Below are 25,221 nucleotides of genomic sequence, written 5' to 3'. Positions count from 1 at the left end.
AAAAACCATAGCACGGCTCGCACGCGGCGCGTGTCGGCCAAAGTCCCGGCGTGCGCCGATGGCGGGGATTCAGTCGGCCGTGGCGGGCAAGGAGGCCTTCACCGCCGCGATGCGCGCACGGTGGATCGCCTCGCCGATGCGCGGCCCCGTGGCGCCGGCCTGCTGCGCCTCGCGCGCCACCACGTCGGTGGCCACGGCCTGGGCCGCCGCGAGCACCGCGAGCAGGCGCGGGCGCTGCGGGTAGGCCGTGTCCTCGAAACCGAGCCGGCCGCGCGCGTCGCATTCGCAGGCCAGCAGCGCCTCGGCGAAGCGCGCCGGCTTGCGGAAGGCGTCGCAGCGCTCCAGCAGGCGCACCAGCGGCGTTGCGTCGAGCGCGCCGCTGCGGTGGATGTTGCCGTGCTCGCGCGCCACCATCTCGGCCAGCTCGCGCAGCTCCACCGGCACGCGCCAGCGTTCGCACACGGCCTGCAGCAGGTCGACGCTGCGCAGCTCGTGGTTGATGTGGCGCGGCAGCATGTCGGCGGGCGTGGTGCCCTTGCCGAGGTCGTGCATCAGGCAGGCGAAGCGCACGGGCAGCGTGGCGCCCAGCCGCGCGCTGGTGTCGAGCACCATCATCAGGTGCACGCCGGTGTCGATCTCGGGGTGGTGCTGCGCCGGCTGCGGCACGCCCCAGAGCCGGTCGACCTCGGGCAGCAGCACGGCGAGCGCGCCGCAGTCGCGCAGCACCTCGAACATGCGCGAGGGGCGCGTTTCCATCAGGCCGCGCGCGAGCTCCTGCCACACGCGCTCGGGCACCAGCGCATCGACCTCGCCGGCCGCGACCATCTCGCGCATGAGCGCCATGGTTTCGGGCGCGACGGTGAAGTCGTCGAAGCGCGCGGCAAAGCGCGCCACGCGCAGGATGCGCACCGGGTCCTCGCGGAAGGCGTCGGTGACGTGGCGCAGCACCTTGTCGCGCAGGTCGCGCTGGCCGTGGAAGGGGTCGGCCAGGGTCTCGGGGCGAGGGTCGAAGCTGCCGTCGGCGCCCACATGCTCGGCGGGCAGCGCGATGGCGTTGACGGTCAGGTCGCGCCGGGCCAGGTCCTGCTCCAACGTGACGTCGGGCGCCGCATGCACCACGAAGCCGCGGTAGCCCGGCGCGCTCTTGCGCTCGGTGCGGGCCAGCGCGTACTCCTCGCGCGTGCGCGGATGCAGGAACACGGGGAAATCGCGCCCCACGGGCAGGTAGCCACGCGCCACCATGGCCTCGGGCGTGGCGCCCACCACCAGCCAGTCATGGTCGGACACGGGGCGGCCCAGCAGCCGGTCGCGCAGTGCACCGCCGACGAGAAAAATGTTCATGAGTGCAGTGTAGGGATACTCTCCCTGCACAAAAAGAACGGTCGTTCGATAATCGCCGGGCGATGCGAACGACCGTTCGTAAATTCGTGTCGCGCGAAGCACCGGTCGCTGGCCGGTGCCCCCGTGCGCGGGGCTGTTTTCAACACCCAAGGAGCATTCACAGCTATGAAGAAACTCACAACAACAGCATCGTTGGCATTGGCGGCACTCGGGGTCCTGGCATCGGGCAGCGCCCTGGCGCAGAACGCGGGCGACTGGGTCGTCGGCACCGGCTGGTTCCACCTGTCGCCGCAGGATTCGAGCAAGCCGCTGACCGTGACCTCGCCCGTGCACAGCGTGCTGGCCGGCTCGGGCGCGAGCGTCACCAACTCGGACACGCTGGGCCTGAACGTCGCGTACTTCATCGACCCCCACTGGGCCGTCGAGGGCGTGCTCGGCGTGCCGCCCAAGTTCAAGCTCAACGGCAGCGGCACGCTGGCGCGCGTGGGCGAACTCGGCCAGGCCCGCCAGTGGAGCCCGACCGTGCTGGCCAAGTACTACTTCAACGAAGGCAACGACGCCTTCCGTCCGTTCGTGGGCCTGGGCGCCACCTACGTCTGGTACAGCGACGTGAAGCTCACCTCGAACCTGCAGGGCGCGCTGGCCAGCCAGTTCCACGTGCGTCCGTCTTCGGTGAACACCACCGCCAAGCTCGACAGCTCGTTCGCGCCCGTGCTCAACGCCGGCGTGGCCTACCAGTTCGACAAGCACTGGGGCGTGTCGTTCTCGGTGTCCTACATCCCGCTGAAGACCAAGGCCAAGCTCACCACGACCAGCATCACCGGCCTGCCGGTGGCGCGCAGCGAGGCGAGCCTGAAGCTGAACCCGATCGTCACCTACCTGGCGGCGACGTACCGGTTCTGACGAAGTCCGACGGGCCTCAGTCGCGCGAGGTGCGGTAAGGCTCGTCGAAAGCCACGAAGGTTTTTTCAGCCAGGGCGCCGTCGATCCACGCGGCGACGCCCGGCAGGGCCGCCACGCGTGCGATGTACGCGTCGATGGCCGGCGGCACCGGCAGGCCGTAGCCGCGGATGCGCATGCCCACCGGCGCGAAGAAGGCGTCGGCGATGGTGAAGGCGCCGAACAGCATCGGGCCGCCGTGGCGGTCGAGCAGCTCGGTCCACATCTGCACGATGCGGTCGAGGTCTTCCTGCACGCCGGGCTGCTCGGCCAGAAGCCGCGCGCCCACCTCGGGCAGCGAGGCCTCGATGTTCATCGGGCAGTTGCCGCGCAGGTTGGTGAAGCCCGAGTGCATCTCGGCGCAGATGCTGCGCGCGCGGGCCCGCTCGGCCACGCCCTGGGGCCACAGCTGCTTCTCGGGGAAGCGCTCGGCCAGGTACTCGGCGATGGCCAGCGTGTCCCAGATGGCCAGGTCGCCGTCGACCAGCACCGGCACCTTGGCCACGGGGTTGATGGCGCCGATCACGTGCTTGAACTGCGAGGTGGCGTCGAACGAGTCGAAGCGCACCATCACCTCCTCGAAGGGAATGCCGGCCTGCGTCATGAGCACCCAGGGGCGCATGGACCACGACGAGTAATTCTTGTTGCCGATGTAGAGCTTGGACATCTATCTGGGTCTCCGGGTCAGTGCGGGAATGCGGGGCAAAGCCGTCGATGCTAGCCGGGCGGCGCGCTGCGATTGATGACGAAGGCGGCGCGAATTGATGCGGGCCGCTTCAGCGGTCGCCGTCCTGGCGGGATTCTGGCGGGACGATCACGCGCGGACCGGAGGCGTCTGCGTTCGCCGAGGGCTTCACGACGCGCTCGATCAGGCCCACGAGGCGCGGCACCAGCGACAGCACCGCGAGCGCCAGCAGCGCGCTGAACACGGCCGTGACCTCGCGGCCGAGCCCGCAGGCCATGCCGATGGCGGCGGTCATCCACAGCCCGGCGGCGGTGGTGAGGCCCTGCACGTGGGATTCGTCCTTGCCCTGCTTGAGGATGGTGCCGGCGCACAGGAAGCCGACGCCGGCCACCAGCCCCTGGATCACGCGGCTCATGTCGGCCGGCACGATGCCGGTCTGCTGCGGGATCAGCACGAACAGCGCCGAGCCGATCGCCACCAGCATGTGCGTGCGCACGCCGGCCGCCTTGCCCTGCTGCTCGCGCTCGAAGCCGAGGAAAAAGCCCAGCACGGCCGCCAGCAGCAGCCGCACCGAGATGCGCGTGAGCTGCGCGACGTCGCCCGCGTCCGAGAATTCGGACGCGACGGTGTCGAGCACCTCGTCGCGCCAGCTCATGTCAGGGCAGGTCCTTGTTGGGCTCGGGCTCGTTGGCGTTGCGCGGGCCCACGCGGCCCAGGCGCTCCTTCAGCGACTGCGGCTTGCCGCTGATGATGGCGGCGTAGTTGGTGGTGTTGGCCAGCACCTTCTTCACGTAGTCGCGCGTCTCGTTGAAGGGCACGTTCTCGGCCCAGATGGCCGCGTCGATCACCGGGCCGTTGCGCCAGTTGCGCGGGCGGCCCGGGCCGGCGTTGTAGGCCGCGGCGGCCAGTGCCATCGAACCGTCGAAGTCGTCGAGTGCGAGCTTCAGGTAGTTGGTGCCGATGGTGATGTTGGTTTCGCGGTCGTTGATCTGGCCGGGCGTGAAGTCGGTCAGGCCGATCTTGCGGGCGGTCCAGCGCGCCGTGGCGGGCATGACCTGCATCAGGCCCGAGGCACCGACGCCCGAGCGCGCGTCCATGATGAAGCGGCTTTCCTGGCGGATCAGGCCGTAGACGTAGGCCGGGTCCAGGCCGATGTCCTGGCTCTTGCGCAGCACCGTGTCGTGAAAGGGCATGGGAAAGCGCTGCTCGACGTCGATCACGCCCTTGGTGCGCTCGCTGGTGTTGATGCAGCGGTCCCACACCTCGCGCTGGCAGGCCAGGTCGGCGGCGGCCAGCAGGGCGCGGTCGTCCATGCCACCCTTGTCGTGCAGGTTGGTGGCGTAGTTCCACTCGCGCGTGCCTTCGGAACGCAGGCCCATGCCGATGGCCTGCAGGCCGCGCTGCAGGCCCGGGTTGGTGCGCGCGGCATTCTTTTCTTCGGGCGTGAGCGGCGCGGGCCGCGTGGCGGCCACGACGCGCTGGCCCAGTTCTTCGAGCGCCAGCATTTCATAGAAGCCGCGCGTGCCGGCGATGCTGGTGTACAGCTCGCGGGCCTGGGCGCGGCGCTCGTCGCCGCCGGCGCTGCTGAGCGCCCGGGCCTTCCAGTAGACCCAGGTGGGGTCTTGCTGGGCGGCGTCGCTCATGGCGTTGATGGCGGGTGCAACGTCTTTCCACTGGCTGGCGCGCAGTGCGGCGCGCACGCGCCAGCCGAGCATGTCGTCGGACAGGTCGCTGTTCTTCGTGACGTTGCCGAAATAGCTCACGGCCATCGGCGAGAGCTTGTTCGCGGCCGCGCGGCCGATGGTGCCCCAGACCCAGTTGCGCTCTTCGGCGGAGAGCATCGGGCCCCACTTGCCGTCGAGCTGTGCGGCGCCCTGGTCGGGGTCGGCGACCGCGATCTTGATGAGCGCGAGCACGACCAGTTCCTTGCGCGACTTGGCGGCGACGAAGGCGCGGCCCGTGAGGAACTTGGCGGCGCTGGCGTTGACCTCTTCGAACAGCGGCAGCGCGTCGGGCGCGGCGATGGTGACGGCACCACGCGCGGCGGCGGGCCGGTTGGCCTCGATGGCCAGGCGCGCCTTCTTCCAGGCGTCGTTGGTCGTCATCAGGCGGGCCGCGACCATGCGGTCGGCGGCGGTGAGGCAGCCGTCGTCGCTGTCCTTTTGCGCAAACCAGTTGCGGCGCACCTCGTCGGCCTGCGCCTGCGTGGCCGTGCCGGTGCGCAGCGTGTCGACCAACACCGCGTAGCAGCGCACCTGGGCGTCGTCGCCCATGCGGAAGCCGGCGATGTTGGCGGCAAAGCCGTCCCAGTCGCGGCGCTGGCCGAGCAGCAGCAGCCAGTCGTTGCGCAGGCGGTCTTCCTGGTAGGTGTTGGGATAGCGCGCGTAGAAGTCCTGCACCTCGTTGGGCGCGGCCTCCTGCAGGCGGGCCTTGAGCTCCCAGTAGGCGGCCCAGGGCTCGAGTGCGTGGCCGCGGGCCTGCGGCAGCAGGGCCGTGAGGCGGGCCTTGTCGCCGCGCTGGAAGGCCTGCTTCATCTGGACCAGCACGTCGTCGTTGGTGTTGTTCTGCGCGGCGGCGGGCTGTTGCGACAGCAGCGCGGCGAGTGCGAGAACGGCGGAAAAAACCAGGGCGGGCGCGCCGCGACGCTGACGAGCGCGCGCGGATGCCAAAATGCTTGGGAACTGCATCGGGGGATTATGGACAAGTCAAAGGATGCCGACACCTCGGCCACGGCGAGTTTTCTGAAGGGTCAACTGCGAAAGGCACTCATCGAGCAACGCCTGGCGCTGCCCGACCGCCTCGCGCGGGCCGACCTGTTGCAGCGGGTGATGCGGATCTGGCTGGTCGGCCGGCCCGACACCGTGATCGGCGCCTACTGGCCGATCAAGGGCGAGTTCGACCCGCTGCCCGCACTGCATCGCTGGAAGGAAGACGGCGAACTCATGGAAGAAACGCAGCGCCGCCGCATCGGACTGCCGGTGATCGACAAGGTTCACAAGACACTCACCTTCCATGCCTGGTACCCGGGCTGCCAGATGGAAGAAGACGCCTACGGCATTCCCAAGCCCAAGGACACCGAGCTGATCGTGCCGACCCTGCTGTTCGTGCCCTGCGTGGGCTACAGCGCGGGCGGCTACCGGCTGGGCTACGGCGGCGGCTTCTACGACCGCACGCTGGCGGCGCTGGAGCCCCGGCCGTTCACCGTGGGGCTGGGCTTCACGAACGGTTTCCTCGAAGACTTCGAGCCCGAGGCGCACGACCTGCCGCTCGATGCCATCCTCAACGACAACGGCGTGGTCTGGCCGACCTCCTGAGCCGGCTCAGTCGAGGTTGTCCACCGTGTCGGGGTCGGGCACCTCGCCGATGGTCTGGCGCGTGGTCACGGCCTGCGCCTCCAGCCAGTCGGAAAAGGCCTTGATCTCCGGCCGCAGCGCGTTGCGCGGCCCCGAGATGAGCCAGTAGGCCATCGGTGAATCCAGCCGGTGCTGCGGCAGCACCTCGATCAGGTCGCCGTTGGCCAGGCTTTCGGCAATGAGCGAACTGCGAGCCAGCACCAGGCCCTGGCCCGTGAGCGCGGCCTGCACCATCTGGTACGCATAGTTGAAATAGAGCCAGCGCTTGGGCTGCGCGCGCTCCAGCCCGTTCACTTCGAACCAGCGCCGCCACGTGAGCCATTCCAGGTGCGTGCGGTGCGCGTCGCCCGCCTCGATGAGCGTGAAGCGGGCGATGTCGGCCGGCGTCTTGATCGGCGGGTTGCTCTTGATGAGCCACGGGCTCGCCACGGGCGTCAGCGTTTCGCCGAACAGCCGCACGGCGCCGGGCGGCATGCCTTCGGGCGGGCCGTAGCGCAGCGCGATGTCCACGTCGGCCACGTCGAGGTCGACCGCGATGTCGCTGGCGTCGATGCGGATGTCGATCTCGGGGTTGTCGCGCTGGAAGGCTTCCAGCCGCGGAATCAGCCACATCGAGGCGAACGAGGCAAAGGTGGTGAGCGCCACGCTCTTGCGCCCCGCGCTCTGGCGAATCTGCCGCACGGCCATGTCGATGCGCGGCAGCGCCTGCTGCACCGACAGCAGCAGCTGCGCCCCGGCGCTGGTCAACTCGACCGCCCGCGTGTGGCGCAGGAACAGCGACACGCCCACTTCCTCTTCGAGCGACTGGATCTGCCGGCTCACGGCCGACTGGGTGAGCGCCATTTCCTCGGCCGCGGCGCGGAAATTGAGGTGCCGCGCGACCGCCTCGAAGGCCCGCAGGTGCCCCGCCGAGATGGGCCGGGAGCGCAGGTGGGTTTGCGAATGTTGCATGGGTATGACTTTGGTGTGCGTTCCCGGCGCCCAGTTGATTGATGCGGGAATCGCATCAGTAGGCTACCTCGTTTTCATTGGACCTCCAAGGCCGCAAAAACGATCATTCATTCCCGAACTGCGCCAACCTCTCTGTCTGTCAAAGGCGCTTCGGATCAGCCAAGGAGTCCTCATCATGTCCACCGCCGTCTGCACCAACGAATCGCTCGCTTCCCTGTCCCGTTCCACCCGCACCGCGGCCATTCCGCCGGCCGTGCGCCGTGGCGCCTGGCAGATTGCGCCCGGCGAGGCGATGAGCCTGAAGGCGCGGTCGGCGAGCGTGCTGCGCGTCAAGCAGGGCCGCGTGTGGGTCACGCCCGACGCCACCGCCCATGGCCCCAGCGAAGACATCGTGCTGGCCCCGGGCGAGTCGCTCACCGTGGCCGCCGGCCAGCGCATCGTCATGGAAGCCTGGGATGGCTACGGTGCCACCTACGTGTGGGACCCGGTCTGACCGACCGCCTGCACTCCCGGCTCTTCTGAACAAAGGCGGCTTCGGCCGCCTTTTTCTTTGCCCGTCGTTTTCAGTTTTCCGTCAGTCAGCCGGTCAGGTGCTGATGTCGAAGCTGGCGCGCAGCGCCAGGAAGTGCGCCAGCGCCGCCTCGCCGCGCAGGGCCCGCAGGCCCGAGACCGGGTCGGGGCCCTCGCATTCGGCCAGGCCCATCGCAAACCCGCTGTAGCGCCGGGCGGCCAGCGGGCCGTCGTGGACCACCACGAGCGCCACGTGGCGCGGATCGCGCTGCAGCCGCGCCATCAGCGCCTGCACCGCCTCGCGCGGCCCCTCGAAGTGCTGGCAGAAGCACTGGCCGTCGAACACCAGCAGGCCGGAGATGCCGTCCTCGGCGTTGCGCGCGCGGGCCTGCGTGACGATCGCGCCCACGGTGGCGGGCGGCAGGTCGGGGGCGAGCAGGCTGCAATAGAGGAATTCGTACAGGGATTCTGCAGAGGCTTGTTCTTGTGTCATGCGGTGCAAAAAGGGGACATCGTTTCGAGTCTAGGGGGCCATCCTGCACCCCGAAATGTCAAAAGACATAGCCCCGCCAGCCTATAGTGCGGCGTGAAGTTCGAGGACTACCCCGTTGCTGCCTCCCCGCCGCAGGGTGCGAACCCCTGCGAACACTGCGCGCTGCGGCGCCTGGAGGCCTTCCTGCCGGTGACGGCGCAGCAGCTGGAGGCGATCCAGTCCTTTCGCACCGGCACCCGGCGCGTCGAGGCGGGCGGCACCATCGTCGACGAGCACCGCGCCAGCCCGCAGCTGTTCACGCTCTACGCAGGATGGGCCTTCCGCTACAAGACCCTGAGCGACGGCCGGCGGCAGATCTTGGGTTTTCTGCTGCCCGGCGACTTCATCGGCCTGCAGGACGAGTTCGCCGACGGCCAGACCCACGGCGTCGAGGCCGTGACCGACGCCACGCTGTGCGCCTTCGCCCGCGAGCGGCTGTGGGCACTGTTCCAGACCCAGCCCCGGCTTGGCTACGACATCACCTGGCTGGCCGCGCGCGAGGAAAAGCTGGTGGACGACCACCTCGTCACCGCCGGGCGCCGCAACGCCGGGGAGCGCGTGGCCATGCTGCTCATGCACCTGTACCGGCGCGCCCAGCGCGTGGGCATGGTGCGCGACGGCTGGGTGGAGTTTCCGTTCAACCAGCAGCACATCGCCGACGCGCTGGGGCTGTCGCTGGTGCACACCAACAAGACGATGCGGCGCTTGCAGCGCCTGGGCCTGTACAAGCTCGACGGCGGCTGGCTGCGCATCCTGGAGCCGCACGCGCTCGAAACACTGGGCGACTACTTCGAGCGCCCTTTGCGCCCGGTGCCGATGATCTGAGGGGGCGGTCGCCTCAGCGCGCCGCCACCAGCTGCCGCAGGTCGCCCTGGTAGGCCTGCAGCCGCCGCACCGCCTGCTCGCGCTGCGTGGCGCTGGTGGTGTTGTGCAGCGCCGCCAGGTTGCGGCAGCCTTCCTGCAGCAGCGCCTGCTGCTGCTCGCGCCAGGGGCCGGGCGGCGGATCGGCGATGCGCTGGATGTAGGCATGCAGCGCGGCGCGGGCCTCGGCCGGCGAGGCCCGCGGTCCGCCGTTGCTGCCCTGGAAGCCGCGCAGCAGCACCAGCGCCTCCTGCTGGCGCTGGCGCCGCTCCTCGTACGCCAGCTTCGGGCTGAACACCGACTGCGCCACCTGCTGGCGCAGCAGCGCGCGCTGCTCGGCCGTGAGGCGGCCGTAGAAGTCTTCCTGGCGCTCGAGGAACTGGTCGTAGCGCTTCTCCTGCACCTGCGCGGGGCTGCGGTCGAGCCAGTCCTTGCGGTAGTCGGTGTTGTTCTTGGCGTACTTGCGCTCGAGCTGCTGCAGCTGCGCGTCGCTCAGGCTCAGCGCGAGTTCGGCGCTGGCGGCCTCGGCGCGCTCGGTGACGGCGAGCAGGCGCTCGCGGACGCGGTCGGCCAGCTGGCAGGCCTGGGCCGGCGTCACCTCGGCGCTCGCCAGGCCCTGGGCCTCCTGCAGCAGGCCGATGATGCGCGGCAGCTCGTTCTGGCGGTGCCAGGCCAGCAGCTGGGCGAGCTCGTCGCGCACCTTGGGGGTCTGGGCACCGTCGAAGTCGAAGTAGCCGTCGAGCCACCAGTAGCTCAGCTCGGGCAGGTTGTTGTAGGCGAGCTTGACCGCGCTGCAAGCCCCCAGGGCAGCGGCCAGCAGCAGCACACCGATAATTCGGGCCAGTCCAGCACAACGAATCCGGGAAGAAAAGCGCATGAATCAGACTCCGCAGCAGAGCAACCAGGGACCGGTCGACGTCGTCATCATGGCGGCCGGCAAGGGCACGCGCATGAAGAGCAAGCTGCCCAAAGTGTTGCATCGTTTGGCCGGCCGCGCCTTGCTGGCCCACGTGACCGACACCGCCGCGCGCATCGGCGCGCGCCACGTCGTGGTCGTGACGGGCCACGGCGCCGAGCAGGTCGAAGCCGCGATCAAGGCCACGGCCGTGAACGCCGCCGCCCTCGGCTTCGCGCGCCAGGAGCCCCAGTTGGGCACCGGCCATGCCGTGCAGCAGGCCACGCCGCAATTGCCGGACGACGGCACCGTGGTGATCCTGTCGGGCGACGTGCCCCTGATCGCCGAAGACACGCTGCGCACCCTCATCGCCGCCAGCGGCGGCGAGCGGCTCGCGCTGCTGACCATCGAACTCGACGACCCCACGGGCTACGGCCGCATCATCCGCACCCAGGCTGGCGGCGAGGTGACGGCCATCGTCGAGCACAAGGACGCCACCGAGGCGCAGCGCGCCGTGCGCGAGATCAACAGCGGCGTGATGGCCGCGCCCGCGCGGCTGCTCAAAGGCTGGCTCGCGCGCCTGGACAACAAGAACGCTCAGGGCGAGTACTACCTGACCGACATCGTGAAGTTCGCGGCCGACGACCGCGTGCCGGTGGTGGCGCATGTCACGACCGACGCGCTGCAGGTGGCGGGCATCAACAGCCCGGCCCAGCTCGCGGCGCTGGAGCGCGCCTGGCAGCTGCGCCAGGCCAACGCGCTGATGGAACAGGGCGTGCGCCTGGCCGACCCGGCGCGCTTCGACCTGCGCGGCACGCTGAGCTGCGGCGCCGACGTCGACATCGACGTCAACTGCGTGTTCGAAGGCACGGTGTCGCTGGGCGAAGGCGTGCGCATCGGCGCGAACTGCGTCATCGCCAACGTGCGCATCGAGGCCGGCGCGGTGATCCACCCCTTCACCCACATCGATGGCGAGAAGGCCGGCGTGACGGTGGGCGCAGGCGCGCTGGTCGGGCCGTTTGCGCGGCTGCGGCCCGGTGCCCAGCTGGGCGCCGAAGTGCACATCGGCAACTTCGTCGAGGTCAAGAACTCCACGCTGGCGGCGGGCGCCAAGGCCAACCACCTGGCCTACCTGGGCGACGCCACGGTGGGCGAGCGCGTGAACTACGGCGCGGGCAGCATCACGGCCAACTACGACGGCGCCAACAAGCACCGCACCGTGATCGAGGCCGACGTGCACGTGGGCAGCAACTGCGTGCTCGTGGCCCCCGTGACCATCGGCGCGGGCGGCACCATCGGCGGCGGCTCGACGGTGAACAAGTCGACCGAGCCCGGCGCGCTGACCGTGGCGCGGGGCAAGCAGGTCAGCTTCGCGAACTGGAAGCGGCCGCAGAAGTTGCCGAAGAACTGACGGCGGCTTCGGGCTCTGGTTCGGGGCAGACGCCCTGCCCCGGACCTCACCACCCCGTCAGCAGGCGCACGAAGCGCATCACCGGCCGCGCCGCCACCGGCGCCGTGGCCCGGGCCGCGCGCTGGGGCGCATGCACCCGCAGGTGCACCGCCGTCACCGCCGACACCTCGATCCACCCGCCCTGCGGCACGCAGTGCATGTCGCCCTCGCCGAGCAGCGTCTCGGTCATGAACACCGTCTCGCCCAGCCAGCCCGGCGGCGACACCACGCGGGCGCGGCCCTCGGCCAGCTGCAGCCAGGCGCCCGCATCGACGGCGGTGCGCAGCGACTGGCCGGGTTCGAGGACGATGGAATCGGGGGCTTCGGACAGGGTGGTGATCATGGCGGACCTCGGGTGGATGTGGGCTTCATCGTAGGAATTCCGTCGCCCGAAAAACAGGCACACCCGATGGCTATTGCGACCGGAACAGCCGGGCCGCCACGCCATCTGTTATGGTCTTTTTCCCAGTCAACTGCATCTGTTTTCGGATGCCCGATGCGGGGAACATCGACCCATGGACTCGCTACCGCTCTACCGCCAGCTCGCGGCGCACTACGTGGACGCGATCCACGCCGGTTCGCTCAAGGCCGGCGACAAGCTCCCCTCGCTGCGCAGCCTGATGCGGCTGCACGACATCAGCCTCTCGACCGCGCTGCAGGTGTGCCGCGCCATGGAAAGCGAAGGCTGGGTCGAGGCGCGCGACCGCTCGGGCTACTTCGTGCGCCGCCCGCAGCGCCTGGCCATCGCGGCCATGGAAGAACCCGTGTCCGGCCTGCCGCCCGACCCGGCGCAGTTCGTCAACATGCGCACGCGCATGGCCAACTTCATGGCGCGCGGGCGCCTCAACGACGTGAAGCTCAACTTCGCGATCTCGCGCGCCGCCCCCGAGCTCTACCCGGCCGAGGCGCTGCGCAACGCCATGACGCGCGCGCTGCGCCAGCGCCCCGAGTTGCTGACCACGGCCTCCTCGCAAAAAGGCCACGAGCAGTTCCGCCAGGTGGTGGCCCAGCGCAACCTGCGCGTGGGCATGACGGTGGCGCCCGACGACGTGCTGGTCACCAACGGCTGCATCGAGGCGCTGAACCTCGCCCTGCGCGCCATCGCCAAGCCCGGTGACACCGTCGCCGTCGAATCGCCCACCTTCTACGGCCTGCTGCAGGTGCTCGAGAGCCTGGGCCTGCGCGGGCTGGAGATTCCCACCAGCCCGCAGACCGGCATTTCGCTGGAGGCGCTCGACCTGGCCATCCACACCTACGACGACATCAAGGCCGTGGTGGTGGTGCCGCACCTGCAGAACCCCATCGGCAGCGTGATGCCCGACGCCCACAAGCAGCGGCTGGTGCAGCTGTGCGAGAGCCACGGCATCGCGCTGGTCGAGGACGACACCTACAGCGACCTGGTGGAAACCGAGGTGCCGCCGCGCGCCATCAAGTCCTGGGACCGCACGGGCAACGTGGTGTATTGCGCCTCGCTGCACAAGGTACTGGCGCCGGGCCTGCGGCTGGGCTGGATCACGGCCGGGCGCTGGCACGCGCAGGTCGAGATGCTCAAGTACGCGCAGACGCGCAACAACGAGGCGCTGGCGCAGATCGCCGCGGGCGAGATCATTGCCAGCGGCGGCTACGACCGCCACCTGCGCCGGCTGCGCGAACGCCTGCACACGCAGCGCGACCAGACGGCCGACGCCATCGCCCGCTACTTTCCGGCCGGCACGCGGCTCAACCTGCCGCGCGGCGGCTTCCAGCTGTGGGTGGAGCTGCCCGATCGGTTGTCGTCGGTGGCCGTGTTCGAGGCGGCCCTGCGCGAGCACATGCTGGTGGCGCCGGGCGCGCAGTTCTCGAACGCCTCGCGCTTCGACCACTACCTGCGCATCAACTGCGGCTGGCCCTTCAGCGAAGCGGTCGATGCGGGGCTGCGGCGGCTCGGGCGGATCGTCGAGGAAGGCTGCGCCGCGCAGAAGAACCAGCCAGCCACACTGGTCCGGTCGCCGCGCGCTGCAACTCAGTCCAGCAGCGCCAGGGCCGCGTAGTCGCCCACCTTGTCGCCGAGCCCGGCGGGCACCAGCAGCACGCCGCGCGTGAGCGGCGGCAGCTTGCCATCGACCTGCGCCTGCAGCCGCGGCAGCACGAAGTCGCGGTGGTGCCAGAACACGCTGCCGCCCAGGCTGATGCGCTGCAGGTCGAGCGTGATGACCAGGTTGTAGAGCATGCGGCCGATCACGCGGCACAGCGCGTCGGCCTTCTCGAGGGCCGCGGCGTCACCGGCCGCGGCGGCCGTGAACAGATCGGCCGCGGGCTGGCCGAAGCGGTGCGCGATCGAATTGCCGCCCGCCAGCGCTTCCACGTCGCCCAGGTTGCCGCAGCCGCACAGCGCGCCGCTGTCGTCGTCGACCACGAAGCTGTGGCCCGCGTGGCCGGCGTTGCCGTTCTTGCCGCGCAGCGCCTTGCCGTCGACGCACAGGCCCACACCCACGCCGGTGCTCCAGGTGGCGTAGGCGCAGTTGTCGAGCCCCTTCAGCGCGCCCCAGTGGCGCTCGGCCTCGAGCGCGGCCACGGCGTCGTTCTCGACGCGCACGCGGGCGAAGCGGCGCGCCAGCGGCGCCTCGACGATGGCCGTCATCCAGTTGTTGGGCAGCCCGCGCGAGGGGCCTGCGATGCCGCCGCAGATGTTGGGCGTGGCCAGCTCGACCATGCCGTCGTGCAGTTCGAAGGGCCCGGTCGACGACACGCCCACGCGGTCGATGCTCGCCGGATCGATGCCCTGCTCCGCGCACACCTCGTCGATGAGCCGCAGGATCTGCACCGCCACGGCGTCGTTGTTGCCGATCTTGGCGGTGGGCTCGCTGCGGCGGCCGATCAGCGGCGCGTCGCTCGAAGCGGAAAGGCTCACGGCGACCTTGGTGCCGCCGATGTCTACGCAGGCTCTCATTGCGGGGTTCTCTTCTTTCTCAGGCGTTTCTCAGAGCAGCCGCGCCACCAGCGCCGCGATCATGCTGAGCACCACCGTGCTCGCGATCGGCAGCTGCCAGTCGCGGCCGAAGGCGCGAAACTCGAAATCGCCGGGCAGCCGTCCGAAGCCGAAGCGGCGCAGCCAGGCGGTCAGGCCGCTCATGAGCACCAGCGCCAGGACAACGACGATCAGCCAGCGGAACATGCCGACAGTCTAGGCCGCGAGCACGGCCAGGGCTTGTCGGTGAAGTTCGGGTGTGGCTGCAGCAATCACGCGCTGGTCGGGATTCAGCCCCAGCGGCCGGCCCTCCCAGTCGGTGACGACGCCGCCCGCGGCCTCGATCAGGCCGGCCGGGCCCAGGAAGTCGTAGGGCTGCAGCCCCGTCTCGACCACGAGGTCGATGGTGCCGCCCGCGAGCTGCGCGTAGCCGTAGCAGTCGCCGCCGAAACGGCGCATCGCGCACTGGCGGCTCAGGCGGTCGAAGGCGCTCCAGTCGGCCGGCGAGAAGATGTCGGGCGAGGTGGTCACGATGCGGGCCTTGGCGATCTCGGTGCAGCCGCTCACGCGCACGGGCTGGCCGTCGCGCGTGGCGCCCTTGCCGGTCTCGCCGATCCAACGTTCCTTCAGCACCGGCATGTCGACCATGCCCAGCACCACGCGACCGCCCTGCAGCACGCCGATGAGCGTGCCCCACAGCGGCGAGCCGGTGATGAAGCTGCGCGTGCCGTCGATCGGGTCGAGCACCCAGATGCGGTCGGCGTCGAGCCGCTCGGGGCCGTGCTCCTCGCCGAAGATGCCGTCGGTGGGCACGCGTGCGCCGAGGATCTCGCGCATCGCCGTTTCGGCGGCGCGGTCGGCCAGCGTGACCGGGCTTTCGTCGGCCTTGGTGATGATGTCCAGCGGCGTGCGGAAGTAGCGCATCGACTGGGCGGCGGCGGCATCGGCCAGCGCGCCGGCGATCGCGGAAAGGTCGGGGGCGGAAGAGCTCATGGGAAGGAGAACGCGTGCCAAAAGCTGCGATTAGACCCGAGCCCGCGCCCGTTTCGCCATCGCCGGGGCATTCGTCCGCCCCACCCCTTCCAACCGCCTGCTAGCGCTGCTGGCCCCAGCGCCGCACCGTGAGCCGCTCCAGCGTGCGAAAGCCCAGGCTTTCCACCAGCAGGCCGATCAGCACCACCAGCGCCAGGCCCGCGAACACGCGGTCGGTGTACAGCTCGTTGCGGTTCTGGAAGATGTACCAGCCCAGCCCGCCCTTGCCCGACGAGGCGCCAAACACCAGCTCGGCCGCGATCAGCGTGCGCCAGGCAAAGGCCCAGCCGATCTTCAGCCCCGACAGGATCGACGGCAGCGCGGCCGGCACCAGGATCTGCAGCACGTAGCGCAGCCCCTTCAGCCCGTAGTTGCGCCCCGCCATGCGCAGCGTCTCGGGCACGCCCTGGAAGCCTGCATAGGTGTTGAGTGCCAGCGGCCACAGCACCGAGTGGATCAGCACGAACACCAGGCTGCCCCGGCCCAGCCCGAACCACAGCAGCGCCAGCGGCAGCAGCGCGATCGCGGGCAGCGGGTTGAACATCGAGGTCAGCGTGTCCAGCAGGTCGCGCCCGATGCGCGTGGACACCGCCAGCGTCGTGAGCCCGAAGGCCAGCAGCACGCCCGCCAGGTAGCCCTGCAGCAGCACGGCCAGCGAGATGCGCACCTTCTCGACCAGCTCGCCGCTGGCCAGCCCCTCGGCCAGCGCGCGGGCGGTGGCGGTGAAGGTGGGCAGCAGCAGGTCGTTGTCTTGCCAGCGCGCCGCCAGCTCCCACAGCACGGCGATGACGGCGAGGATCAGCCCCTTGCGCAGCCAGGTGTGCGAGGTGAGGCGCGTGGCCAGCGGCAGCGCGCGCTCCACCGGCAGTTCGGTGAAGGGTTCGAGCGTGCGTTCGTATTCGGGGCGGATGGGTGGCGTCAGGGTGCTCATGGGGTGCCCTGTTCTTCCTCGAACAGCATGTCGTGGATGCGCCGCGCCGTCGCCTGGAAGTCGGCGCCGCCCAGGCTGTCCAGCGAGTAACCGTGGCTGTTGAGCTCGGCGCGCATGCGCCCCGGATGCGGCGACAGCAGCGCCACGCGGTTGCCGACCACCAGCGCTTCTTCGATCGAGTGCGTGACGAACAGCAGCGTGAAGCGCACCTCATCCCACAGTTCGAGCAGCTCCTGCTGCATGCGGCGGCGCGTGAGTGCGTCGAGCGCGGCAAAGGGCTCGTCCATCAGCAGCACGCGCGGCTGCATCGCCAGCGCACGCGCGATCGCCACACGCTGCTTCATGCCGCCCGAGAGCTGGTGCGGGTGCACATCGGCGAATTTCGAAAGGCCCACCTTGTCCAGGTAGTGCAGCGCGCGCTCGGCCGCTTCCTTGCGCCCCAGCGTGCGCGACGCGAGCAGCGGGAACATCACGTTCTGCTTCACCGTCTTCCACGGCGGCAGCTGGTCGAACTCCTGGAACACGACGATGCGGTCGGGGCCCGGCTGCGACACGCGCCGGCCGTCGAGCCGGATCTCGCCCTCAACCGGCGGGATGAACCCGGCCACGGCCTTGAGCAGCGTGGACTTGCCGCAGCCCGAAGGCCCGAGCAGCACGAAGCGGTCGGCGGCATGCACGTCGAAGCTCACGCGGTGCGTGGCGCGCACCACGCGCTCGGGCGTGCGGTACTCGAGGCTGACGCCCTCGACCTGCAGCAGCGCCTCGTGCACGTACGGCGGTGCCGCGTCGCCCGTGGCCACCACGCCGCGCCGCCGGGCCGGCCGCTGCGGCGCCACCGCGCCGCCGAGGAAGGCCGCGGCGGGCGGCCCCGCCAGGCGCTCGAGCCGGGACAGCATCGCGTCAGTTCCCCGAGGCCGTGTGCGCGTCGTCGAAGAAATAGTCCTTCACCGACGCCGGCTTGTTCTTGATCGCGCCCACGCGGTGCATGAACTCCGCGAACACGTAGGTGTTCTGCGGCGCGGTCTTGAACTGCACCTCGGGGTTCTTGATGATCTTCAGCAGCAGCTCGCGGTCGAGCTTGGCGTTGCTCACCTTCAGGTAGATGTCGGCCGCCTTCTCGGGGTTGGCCGTGACGAACTTCGCCGCCTCGTCGAGCGCATCGACGAAGGCCTTGTAGGTCTTGGGGTTCTCGTTGCGGAATTTCTCGGTGGCGTACAGCACCGTGGCCGACGACGGCCCGCCCAGCACCTGGTACGAGTTGAGCACGATGCGCGCATTCGGGTTGCCCGCGAGCTCCTGCTCCTGGAACGGCGGATTGCCGAAGTGCCCCGTGATCTCCGTGCCGCCCTTGATGATCGCCGCCGCCGCATCGGGGTGCGGCAGCGCCACGCTGATCTTGTCGAGCTTGTTGAACTCCTTGTCGCCCCACAGCTTGGCCGACGCGATCTGCAGCACCCGCGACTGCACCGACACGCCCACGGCGGGCAGCGCGATGCGGTCCTTGTCCGTGAAGTCGGCGATCGACTTCACGTTCGGGTTGTTACTCACCAGGTAGTACGGGAAGTTGCCCAGCGAGGCCACGCCCTTCACGTTCTGCTTGCCCTTCGTGCGGTCCCACAGCGTGAGCAGCGGCCCCACGCCCGCACCCGCGATCTCGATGTTGCCCGACAGCAGCGCGTCATTCACCGCCGAGCCGCCCGAGAGCTTGACCCACTCCACCTTCGCATCGACCCCTGCGGCCTTCGCGTGCTTCTCGATCAGCTTCTGCTCCTGCGCCACGTTGAGCAACAGGTAGACGATGCCGAACTGCTCGGCGATGCGAATCTGCCCTTCGGCCTGCGCGGCCAGGCTGCCGGCGAGAAGGCCGAGGCCAGTGACGAGCGCGGCGGCGCGGCGGGTGAAGCGGTTCATTGGAAAGTCCGGAAAAGAGAAAGGAGGAAATCAGAAAGGCGTGTCGCCCACGATGGTGGTGCGGTTGAGCCGGCGGCGCAGGTGGTCGGGCGTGCCTGCCGCGAGGTGCATCAGCGAGCGGTTGTCCCAGAACACCAGGTCGTGCGGCGCCCACATGTGGCGGTACACGAACTCCGGCCGCGTGCTGTGCGCGAACAGCTCGGCCAGCAGCGCATCGCTCTCGCCTTGCGGCAGGCCGACGATGCGTGTCGTGAAGTGCTCGCTGACGAACAGCGCCTTGCGCCCCGTCTCCGGGTGCGTGCGCACCACAGGTTGCACGGCGGGTGCGACCTGATCGATCTGCGCCTGTGAGAGCTTCGGCCGCCACGGGTTCTTCGCGCGCAGTTCCTCGTACTTTGCGAGGTAGCTGTGCTCCGCCTTCAGCGGCAGGATGCGTTGCTGCAGCTCGGCAGGCAGCGCCTCCCATGCCAGGTGCTGGTCGGCGAACAGCGTGTCCCCGCCTTCGCTCGGCAGCTCCTGCGCGTGCAGCAGCGAACCCAGGCTGGGATTGGGCTTGTACGAAATGTCGGAGTGCCAGTACACGCCCGCATCGCCAAGACCGATCGGCTCGCCGTTCTCCTTGATGTTCGAGACGATCAGGATCTCGGGGTGGTTCTTCAGCTGGAACTGGTGCAGCACGTGGATCTCCAGCGGCCCGAAGCGGCGGCTGAAGTCGATGTGTTGCGCGGGCGTGATGCGCTGGTCGCGAAAGACCAGCACGTGGTGGTCCAGGTGCGCGCGGTGGATGCGTTGGAAGTCGGCGGCGTTGATCGGCTCAGCGATGTCGAGCCCGACGATCTCCGCACCGACAGGCGCATCGAAAGGCCGCACCTCGAAGGGCTGCGCGGGCGCCTCTGTGGTGGAGGTAGCGCGGGAAAGAACGGCAGTCATGCCGCGAATGTAGAAGCGCGCCCTCCATTCCCCAACGAAGTCTTTGTTGCTTGCTTATGACCAACTCTTTCCGTTGAAAGCACAAGCCCCAGGCCGAGCGCAGCGACGGCCCGCCCGGCATCCAAGCCCCTCTGGCTGCGCCGAGGAGCGCAGCGTTTCGCGGATCAGGGCTCGCCCTTGTTTGAGCGAAGCGAGTTTGGGCGAGACCCCGCGAAACGCGAGCACCGCAGGTTGCCCGCAGCGAAGCGGAGGGACGCAGACAGTGGGGTCGCCTTTTCTTTGCTTACTTTCTTTTGGCGAAGCAAAAGAAAGTGAGTCGCCCGCCGGGGCGAGACCCGGCCCCGGGAAGCAATCACTCAGCCAAGACCAAAGATCTCAGAGCGTATGACTCCGATCCCCTTCAGAGAACCCGACGGCATCCCAAGGCTCACCCACAGCAAACCCCACCACCTTGAACAACTCCCCCATCTCATGCTCATGAATCAACCGAGCCGCCATCCCCCGCTGCGCCACAGTCCCCCGCTCCATCCGCCCCAAGATCCCGCAATTCAAAAGAAACCGCGCCTGGCTCGTATAGCCAAGAACAGCAAGCCCCGCCTCCTGCCCCGCCACAGCAATCCCCGTGAAGTCGACGTGCGCCGTGATGTCCTTGTACCCCACCTCCGACAGCGGATCGCCATCCGCCTGATGCCCCCGATGGCACATCACCGTCCCCATGTGCCGCTGCGGGTGGTAGTACTCGCCCTCGGGAAACCCGTAGTCGATGAGAAAGGCCGCCCCCTTCCCAAGCCGATCCGCCAGCGTCGCAATAAAAGCCTGAGCCTGCGGATGCACCTCCGTGAGGTAGTCATGCACCCCAGACACCTCGACCGGCGGCCGCAACTCGGTAGCCCGGTCCGCCCACGTCCACCCATCCCCCGCCGGATTCCGCACCACCCCCCGCTCGAACCAGGCCCCCTTCACCCGCGCCAACAACTGCACCGGCATCGCATCGAGCACCTCATTGCCGACCACCACGCCCTGCATCGACTCAGGCAGCTCCCCAAGCCACTCGACCCGCCCCGCATACCCCGCCAGCGCCTGCTGCTGCCGCTCCCGCAAGGTGCCCGACAGGTCGACGATGCGATAGCGCACATCGCCGCGCCCCATCTCGCCCAGCGCATGCAGCAGCTGCACCGCCAGCGCCCCCGAGCCCGCGCCGAACTCCCACACCGTGTCGGTGCCGGTCTTCTCCAGCGCCTCCAGCACCTGCACCGCGAGCGTGTGGCCGAACATCGGCGTCAGCTCGGGCGCGGTCACGAAGTCGCTGCCGGACGAGGGCATGTGGCCGAACTTGGCCGAAGTGTTGGCGTAATAGCCCAGCCCCGGCGCATACAGGGCCAGGGCCATGAAGCGGTCGAAGCCGATCCATCCGCCCGCGCGCTCGACGGAGCGGGCAATCAGATGGTCGAGGGCGATGGGTAAACTGTTTGTCGTTGGCGTCGTCACGGCGCCATTGTCCTCTTCCTGTCTTCTGTCTTCTTCCTCCGAATGAGCGCCATCCCACCCACCTCCCCCGATCGCCGCCGCACCGTCCTCGTCACGGGCGCGGGCCGCCGGCTGGGCCGCGAGATCGCGCTGGCGCTCGCCGCGGGCGGCTGGCAGGTGGCGGTGCACTACCGCAGCTCGCGCGCCGAGGCCGAGCAGACCGTGGCCGACTGCGCCGCGCGCTCGGGCGACTCGGCGCTGTTCGAGGCCGACCTGGCCGACGAGCAGGCCACGCGCGCCCTGCTGCCGCGCGTGGCGGCACGCTTTCGTGCCGTCGATGCCGTGGTGCACAGCGCCGCCCTCTTCGAACACGACGACGCCGCCAGCTTCAGCTACGCGCTCATGGAGCGCCACGCGCGCAGCAACACCGGCGCGGCCATCCTGCTGGCGCAGGCGCTGCACGACCACCTGGCCCGGCGCGACGCGCACGGCGGCGCCGTGGTGCACCTGCTCGACCAGAAGCTGTGGAACCCGAACCCCGACTTCCTGAGCTACACGCTCTCCAAGGCCGCACTCGAAGCCGCCACTCCCATGCTCGCGCTGGCGCTCGCGCCGCGCGTGCGCGTGGTGGGCGTGGCGCCCGGCCTCACGCTGGCGAGCCACATGCTCGACGACGACAAGTTCGCGCAGCTGCACAAGCTGTCGCCGCTGGGCCGCTCGTCCACATCGGACGACGTGGCCGCCACCGTGAAGTTCGCGCTGGAAAACAGCTCGATCACCGGCACCACGCTGCTCGTCGACGGCGGCCAGCACCTCATGAAATTCGAGCGCGACTTCTCGCTCATGTGACGAGCACCACCACCATGTCCACGAACACACCGCACGGCCACCAGACACTCACCCTCCAGGGCCTGCGCTTCGACGCCAACCTGGGCATCCTGGAGCAGGAAAAGACCGCGCCGCAGCCGATCCTGGTGGACGCCGAGCTCAACCTCGGCCCGCAGCCGCTGCTGCCGCAGGACGACGACATCTTCCACGTGCTGGACTACCGCAAGGTGCGCCGCATCATCATCGACGAGTGCACCGCCGAGCACGTCAACCTGCTCGAAAGCCTGATCGGCAAGCTCGCGCAGCGCCTGCTGCAACTGCCCGGCGTGCGGGGCGTGCGCGTGAAGATCGCCAAGCTCGAAATCTTCGACGACTGCGAAGTCGCCATCCGCATCGAAGCCGGGGAATGGTGATCCAAGGCAAAATCGGGGCTCTTTCCCCCGATTTGCCCGAAGTAGCCCCCCAATGAACGCCGTCTGGATCGACGATACGCCCGAAGCCGGTGCGCCCTCCAACTCGCTGAAGATCGAACGCGAGACGCACAAGCTCGAAAAGCGCCTGTGCCGCCAGGTCGGCCAGGCCATCGTCGACTACAACATGATCGAAGAGGGCGACAAGGTCATGGTGTGCGTCTCGGGCGGAAAAGACAGCTACGCGCTGCTCGACATCCTGCTCAAGATGAAGGCGCGTGCGCCCATCCACTTCGACATCGTCGCGGTCAACCTCGACCAGAAGCAGCCCGGCTTCCCCGAAGAGGTGCTGCCCAAGTACCTGAGCGAGCTCGGCGTGGCCTTCCACATCGAGAACCAGGACACCTACAGCATCGTCAAGCGCGTCATCCCCGAGGGCAAGACCACCTGCGGCCTGTGCAGCCGGCTGCGCCGCGGCATCCTGTACCGCGTGGCCGACGAGCTGGGCGCCACCAAGGTCGCGCTGGGCCACCACCGCGACGACATGCTGCAGACCTTCTTCCTCAACATGTTCTTCGGCGGCAAGCTCAAGAGCATGCCGCCCAAGCTGGTGAGCGACGACGGCAAGCACATCGTGATCCGTCCGCTGGCCTACGTGGCCGAAAAGGACACGGTGCGCTGGGCGCAGCACCGCGAGTTCCCGATCATTCCCTGCACGCTGTGCGGCAGCCAGGAGAACCTGCAGCGCAAGCAGGTCGGCGAGATGCTGCGCGAGTGGGACAAGAAGTACCCCGGCCGCGTGGAAAACATGTTCACCGCGCTGCAGAACGTCGTGCCTTCGCACCTGCTGGACGGAACGCTGCACGACTTCCAGGGTCTGAAGGCGACGGGCGTGGCCGACGAGAACGGCGACAAGGCCTTCGACACGCCCGCTTTCGACCTGCTCTCCCAGGCACCCTCGGCCCTGCGCATCGTCCAGGGCTAAGAAGGTGTAAACGAACCCGACATGTCCGCTCATCCCGCCCAGACACGCCCCCTCTTCGTTGCAAATGCTCGCCATAGCTTGAGCTATGGCTGCGCTTTGCGCCTCGATGAGACGCGCCTGGACGGGCTGCTCGGCCACGCCGGATTCATTTACACCTTCTGACGGGCAACCCAGGGGACTTTGAGGGCCGCAGGCCCGGAGACCCTTATGTATCGTGCGTTTTCAGCTCTATTTTTGGTAGCAACCCTGAGCGGCTGCGCCACCTCCTGGGTGGTCGACAGCAACGTCAAGAGCTTTGCCACGCCGGGCACGACCGTGCCGCCCGGCGCCACCTACCGCTTCGAGCGCCTGCCTTCGCAGCAGGCCGACACGGCGCGCCAGGAAGGCCTGGAGGCCATGGCCGCGGCCGCGCTCGACAAGGTCGGCCTGCGCCGCGACGACACAAGGCCGCAGTACACGGCGCAGATCGGCGCGCGCGTCACGGCGGCGCTGTCGCCCTGGGCCGATCCGTGGCTGTACGGGCCCGGCCCCTGGGGCTACGGCTATGGCGGCTACTACGGCCACCGCTGGTATGGCAGCGGCTGGTACGGCGGCCCGATGTTCACGCCGCCGGCCAACCCCTGGTACCAGCGCGAGGTGAGCCTCGTGCTGCGCGAGGCGGGCGGCAGCCACCGCGTGGTGTACGAGACCCGCGCGCGCAACGACGGCCCCTACAGCTCGAGCGCGGCGATCCTGCCGGTGATGTTCGAGGCCGCGCTGCAGGGCTTTCCGAACCCGCCGCCGGGCGAGCGCCGCGTGAACATCGAGCTCACGCCGGCTGCCAAGAAATGACGCACTTCTAGAATTCGGACGGATGGAAGCCAATCTCACCCGCCTGATCGCCGTGCGCCACGGCGAAACCGCCTGGAACGTCGACACCCGCATCCAGGGCCACCTCGACATCGGCCTCAATGCCACCGGCCTCTGGCAGGCGCAGCGCGCCGGACAGGCGCTGGCCGACGAGCCGATCGCGGCGGTCTACGCCAGCGACCTCTCGCGCGCCTGGCAGACCGCCCAGGCCATCGCCGAGCCCCACGGCCTCGCCGTGCAGCCCGACCTGGGCCTGCGCGAGCGCGCCTTCGGCCGCTTCGAGGGCATGAGCTTCGCCGAGATCGAGGCCACGCTGCCCGAGGACGCGCGCCGCTGGCGCGAGCGCGACCCCGAGTTCGAGCCCGAAGGCGGTGGTGAGAGCCTGCTGACCTTTCGCGACCGCGTGACCGGCACCGCCTCGGCCATCGCCGCGCGCCACCCGGGCCAGCTGGTGGTGCTGGTGGCCCACGGCGGCGTGATGGACGTGCTCTACCGCGCTGCCACGCGCCAGGAGCTGCAGGCGCCGCGCACCTGGCAGCTCGGCAACGCGGCCATCAACCGCATGCTGTGGACGCCCGAGGGCTTCAGCCTCGTCGGCTGGAGCGACATCGCGCACCTCGCGACGGACGCGCCGCTGGACGAGACCACGACCTAGTGGGGTGAGCCGCTTGCCTCTCTTCGCCCCGGGCAAGACGCTCCCATGAGAAAAACGAATCCCACGCCCTCGGCCTACGCCAGCTGGGATGCCTCCCAGTCGCTGTCCGCGCCGTGGATCGACGCCACGCACCTGGGAAGCTTCGTCACCCTGGAGGCCGGCGACACCATTGCGCGTGAAGGCGAACGGCACGACTACTTCTATCTCTTGCGGTCGGGCTTCGTGCATTCCACGATCCACCGGAGCAACGGCTCGGAGTTCCTGCTCGAGATCTTCGGGCCGGGTGCGATCTTCGGCGAAGGCCCGGCGTTTGCCGACAGCCCCCGGCCCACGACGACCCGGGCGGTCGCGCCGGCCGTTCTCAGCCGCTACCGCCCGGCGGATGTCGCGCAGCAGTTCTCGGCGCTGCCCGAACTCGCGACCTCGTTGATCCAGCTGCTCGGCTTCAAGAACCACATGATCGTTGCCAAGCTCGCCGGCGTGGCCTCGGCGGCGCCCAAGGAGCGGGTCATCGACTTGCTGCTGCGGGTGGCACGCCCGCCATCGGCGCAGGCACCGAAACAACTCACCGTGGATCTGACGCACGAGCAGATCGGCGCCATGACGGCCCTGAGCCGCGTCACCGTCACGCGCACGTTGAATGCGCTGGCGAGAGAAGGGCTCATTGAAACGCGGGCCCGGCAGGTCAGCATTCCGAATGCGCCAGCCCTGCATCGTTTCCGCGACGCGACACCGTAAGGAAAAAGCCCGCTTCCTGTA

Annotated in this window: 28 protein-coding genes; 12 read left to right on the top strand and 16 right to left on the bottom strand. The window is 69.2% G+C overall.

What is annotated here, in order from left to right; all coding sequences use genetic code 11:
- Window positions 1-69: 69 nt before the first annotated feature.
- Window positions 70-1,341, bottom strand: coding sequence for a multifunctional CCA addition/repair protein (locus AC1RGU_RS22180; protein ID WP_492698009.1), 1,272 nt, complete (start codon window positions 1,339-1,341; stop codon window positions 70-72).
- Between the two features lie 165 nt (window positions 1,342-1,506).
- Between AC1RGU_RS22180 and AC1RGU_RS22175 the strand changes: the two genes are divergently transcribed.
- A complete protein-coding gene (locus AC1RGU_RS22175; protein ID WP_062477953.1) occupies window positions 1,507-2,244 on the top strand; it encodes an OmpW/AlkL family protein in 738 nt (245 codons plus the stop codon).
- A gap of 16 nt (window positions 2,245-2,260) precedes the next feature.
- Here the strand turns inward: AC1RGU_RS22175 and AC1RGU_RS22170 are convergent, their stop codons facing one another.
- The 3 genes from AC1RGU_RS22170 to AC1RGU_RS22160 all read right to left on the bottom strand — a co-directional run bounded on the left by AC1RGU_RS22170 (window position 2,261) and on the right by AC1RGU_RS22160 (window position 5,652).
- Entirely contained in the window at window positions 2,261-2,947 is a 687-nt protein-coding gene (locus AC1RGU_RS22170; RefSeq protein WP_159278522.1) for a glutathione S-transferase family protein, read from the bottom strand.
- 109 nt (window positions 2,948-3,056) lie between these two features.
- Window positions 3,057-3,620: an MgtC/SapB family protein gene (locus tag AC1RGU_RS22165; RefSeq protein WP_492698011.1), complete on the bottom strand. Its 564-nt coding sequence runs from the start codon at window positions 3,618-3,620 to the stop codon at window positions 3,057-3,059.
- Between the two features lies 1 nt (window position 3,621).
- Entirely contained in the window at window positions 3,622-5,652 is a 2,031-nt protein-coding gene (locus tag AC1RGU_RS22160) for a lytic transglycosylase domain-containing protein (protein ID WP_070060072.1), read from the bottom strand.
- Between the two features lie 9 nt (window positions 5,653-5,661).
- Between AC1RGU_RS22160 and AC1RGU_RS22155 the strand changes: the two genes are divergently transcribed.
- Complete coding sequence (locus AC1RGU_RS22155) at window positions 5,662-6,279, top strand: 5-formyltetrahydrofolate cyclo-ligase (protein WP_095743648.1); 618 nt, start codon at window positions 5,662-5,664, stop codon at window positions 6,277-6,279.
- A gap of 6 nt (window positions 6,280-6,285) precedes the next feature.
- Here the strand turns inward: AC1RGU_RS22155 and AC1RGU_RS22150 are convergent, their stop codons facing one another.
- Window positions 6,286-7,269: a LysR substrate-binding domain-containing protein gene (locus tag AC1RGU_RS22150; RefSeq protein ID WP_062477933.1), complete on the bottom strand. Its 984-nt coding sequence runs from the start codon at window positions 7,267-7,269 to the stop codon at window positions 6,286-6,288.
- A gap of 175 nt (window positions 7,270-7,444) precedes the next feature.
- Between AC1RGU_RS22150 and AC1RGU_RS22145 the strand changes: the two genes are divergently transcribed.
- Window positions 7,445-7,762 (top strand): DUF2917 domain-containing protein, encoded by a 318-nt coding sequence (locus AC1RGU_RS22145; protein ID WP_062477930.1) that lies wholly within the window; start codon window positions 7,445-7,447, stop codon window positions 7,760-7,762.
- Window positions 7,763-7,855: 93 nt separating this feature from the next.
- On the opposite strand, the gene AC1RGU_RS22140 is transcribed toward AC1RGU_RS22145, so the two are convergent.
- Window positions 7,856-8,272, bottom strand: a complete 417-nt coding sequence (locus tag AC1RGU_RS22140) for a BLUF domain-containing protein (protein WP_095743647.1) — start codon at window positions 8,270-8,272, stop codon at window positions 7,856-7,858.
- Between the two features lie 93 nt (window positions 8,273-8,365).
- Between AC1RGU_RS22140 and AC1RGU_RS22135 the strand changes: the two genes are divergently transcribed.
- The gene (locus AC1RGU_RS22135; RefSeq protein ID WP_174254419.1) at window positions 8,366-9,136 is read left to right on the top strand and encodes a Crp/Fnr family transcriptional regulator; all 771 of its coding nucleotides are present in this window, start codon (window positions 8,366-8,368) and stop codon (window positions 9,134-9,136) included.
- A 13-nt stretch (window positions 9,137-9,149) separates the two neighbouring features.
- Here AC1RGU_RS22135 and AC1RGU_RS22130 read toward each other — a convergent pair whose 3' ends face one another.
- The gene (locus tag AC1RGU_RS22130) at window positions 9,150-9,998 is read right to left on the bottom strand and encodes a DUF6279 family lipoprotein (protein WP_492698013.1); all 849 of its coding nucleotides are present in this window, start codon (window positions 9,996-9,998) and stop codon (window positions 9,150-9,152) included.
- Window positions 9,999-10,047: 49 nt separating this feature from the next.
- On the opposite strand from AC1RGU_RS22130, the gene glmU reads away from it, so the two are divergent.
- A complete protein-coding gene (glmU, locus tag AC1RGU_RS22125; RefSeq protein ID WP_492698015.1) occupies window positions 10,048-11,478 on the top strand; it encodes a bifunctional UDP-N-acetylglucosamine diphosphorylase/glucosamine-1-phosphate N-acetyltransferase GlmU in 1,431 nt (476 codons plus the stop codon).
- A 46-nt stretch (window positions 11,479-11,524) separates the two neighbouring features.
- Here the strand turns inward: glmU and AC1RGU_RS22120 are convergent, their stop codons facing one another.
- On the bottom strand, window positions 11,525-11,860 hold the full coding sequence (locus AC1RGU_RS22120) for a hypothetical protein (protein WP_062477921.1): 336 nt from the start codon (window positions 11,858-11,860) through the stop codon (window positions 11,525-11,527).
- A gap of 172 nt (window positions 11,861-12,032) precedes the next feature.
- Here AC1RGU_RS22120 and AC1RGU_RS22115 point away from each other — a divergent pair, with 172 nt between their 5' ends.
- Window positions 12,033-13,547, top strand: a complete 1,515-nt coding sequence (locus tag AC1RGU_RS22115; protein WP_492698016.1) for an aminotransferase-like domain-containing protein — start codon at window positions 12,033-12,035, stop codon at window positions 13,545-13,547.
- On the opposite strand, the gene AC1RGU_RS22110 is transcribed toward AC1RGU_RS22115, so the two are convergent.
- The 8 genes from AC1RGU_RS22110 to AC1RGU_RS22075 form a co-directional block, all read right to left on the bottom strand.
- The gene (locus AC1RGU_RS22110; protein WP_492698018.1) at window positions 13,520-14,446 is read right to left on the bottom strand and encodes an ROK family protein; all 927 of its coding nucleotides are present in this window, start codon (window positions 14,444-14,446) and stop codon (window positions 13,520-13,522) included. The genes AC1RGU_RS22115 and AC1RGU_RS22110 overlap by 28 nt on opposite strands.
- A 30-nt stretch (window positions 14,447-14,476) precedes the next feature.
- Window positions 14,477-14,671, bottom strand: coding sequence for a DUF2905 domain-containing protein (locus tag AC1RGU_RS22105; protein ID WP_056575522.1), 195 nt, complete (start codon window positions 14,669-14,671; stop codon window positions 14,477-14,479).
- Between the two features lie 9 nt (window positions 14,672-14,680).
- Window positions 14,681-15,457 (bottom strand): histidinol-phosphatase, encoded by a 777-nt coding sequence (hisN, locus tag AC1RGU_RS22100; RefSeq protein WP_492698019.1) that lies wholly within the window; start codon window positions 15,455-15,457, stop codon window positions 14,681-14,683.
- 100 nt (window positions 15,458-15,557) lie between these two features.
- Window positions 15,558-16,427: an ABC transporter permease gene (locus AC1RGU_RS22095; RefSeq protein WP_492698021.1), complete on the bottom strand. Its 870-nt coding sequence runs from the start codon at window positions 16,425-16,427 to the stop codon at window positions 15,558-15,560.
- Window positions 16,424-17,323, bottom strand: a complete 900-nt coding sequence (locus AC1RGU_RS22090) for an ABC transporter ATP-binding protein (protein WP_492698023.1) — start codon at window positions 17,321-17,323, stop codon at window positions 16,424-16,426. Before AC1RGU_RS22090 ends, AC1RGU_RS22095 begins: the two co-directional genes overlap by 4 nt.
- A 4-nt stretch (window positions 17,324-17,327) precedes the next feature.
- Complete coding sequence (locus AC1RGU_RS22085) at window positions 17,328-18,338, bottom strand: ABC transporter substrate-binding protein (protein ID WP_492698024.1); 1,011 nt, start codon at window positions 18,336-18,338, stop codon at window positions 17,328-17,330.
- A 30-nt stretch (window positions 18,339-18,368) separates the two neighbouring features.
- Window positions 18,369-19,268: a TauD/TfdA dioxygenase family protein gene (locus AC1RGU_RS22080; protein ID WP_492698025.1), complete on the bottom strand. Its 900-nt coding sequence runs from the start codon at window positions 19,266-19,268 to the stop codon at window positions 18,369-18,371.
- A 375-nt stretch (window positions 19,269-19,643) separates the two neighbouring features.
- Window positions 19,644-20,756, bottom strand: coding sequence for a class I SAM-dependent methyltransferase (locus AC1RGU_RS22075; protein WP_492698027.1), 1,113 nt, complete (start codon window positions 20,754-20,756; stop codon window positions 19,644-19,646).
- A 42-nt stretch (window positions 20,757-20,798) separates the two neighbouring features.
- Here AC1RGU_RS22075 and AC1RGU_RS22070 point away from each other — a divergent pair, with 42 nt between their 5' ends.
- From AC1RGU_RS22070 to AC1RGU_RS22045, 6 genes are all read left to right on the top strand, one after another.
- Complete coding sequence (locus AC1RGU_RS22070) at window positions 20,799-21,584, top strand: SDR family oxidoreductase (RefSeq protein WP_369644733.1); 786 nt, start codon at window positions 20,799-20,801, stop codon at window positions 21,582-21,584.
- Window positions 21,585-21,598: 14 nt separating this feature from the next.
- Complete coding sequence (locus tag AC1RGU_RS22065; RefSeq protein ID WP_056576172.1) at window positions 21,599-21,976, top strand: dihydroneopterin aldolase; 378 nt, start codon at window positions 21,599-21,601, stop codon at window positions 21,974-21,976.
- Window positions 21,977-22,028: 52 nt separating this feature from the next.
- On the top strand, window positions 22,029-22,958 hold the full coding sequence (gene ttcA / locus AC1RGU_RS22060) for a tRNA 2-thiocytidine(32) synthetase TtcA (RefSeq protein WP_062477895.1): 930 nt from the start codon (window positions 22,029-22,031) through the stop codon (window positions 22,956-22,958).
- 234 nt (window positions 22,959-23,192) lie between these two features.
- Complete coding sequence (locus tag AC1RGU_RS22055) at window positions 23,193-23,789, top strand: DUF4136 domain-containing protein (RefSeq protein ID WP_390346616.1); 597 nt, start codon at window positions 23,193-23,195, stop codon at window positions 23,787-23,789.
- A gap of 22 nt (window positions 23,790-23,811) precedes the next feature.
- Complete coding sequence (locus tag AC1RGU_RS22050) at window positions 23,812-24,462, top strand: histidine phosphatase family protein (RefSeq protein ID WP_492698028.1); 651 nt, start codon at window positions 23,812-23,814, stop codon at window positions 24,460-24,462.
- Window positions 24,463-24,507: 45 nt separating this feature from the next.
- A complete protein-coding gene (locus AC1RGU_RS22045; protein WP_492698029.1) occupies window positions 24,508-25,200 on the top strand; it encodes a Crp/Fnr family transcriptional regulator in 693 nt (230 codons plus the stop codon).
- Window positions 25,201-25,221: the final 21 nt, after the last annotated feature.

It is taken from the genome of Variovorax sp. GW823-FHT02B07, assembly GCF_058797695.1.
The sequence above is the reverse complement of the archived record's forward strand: the minus strand, read 5'-3'. Positions and strand labels throughout refer to the sequence as shown.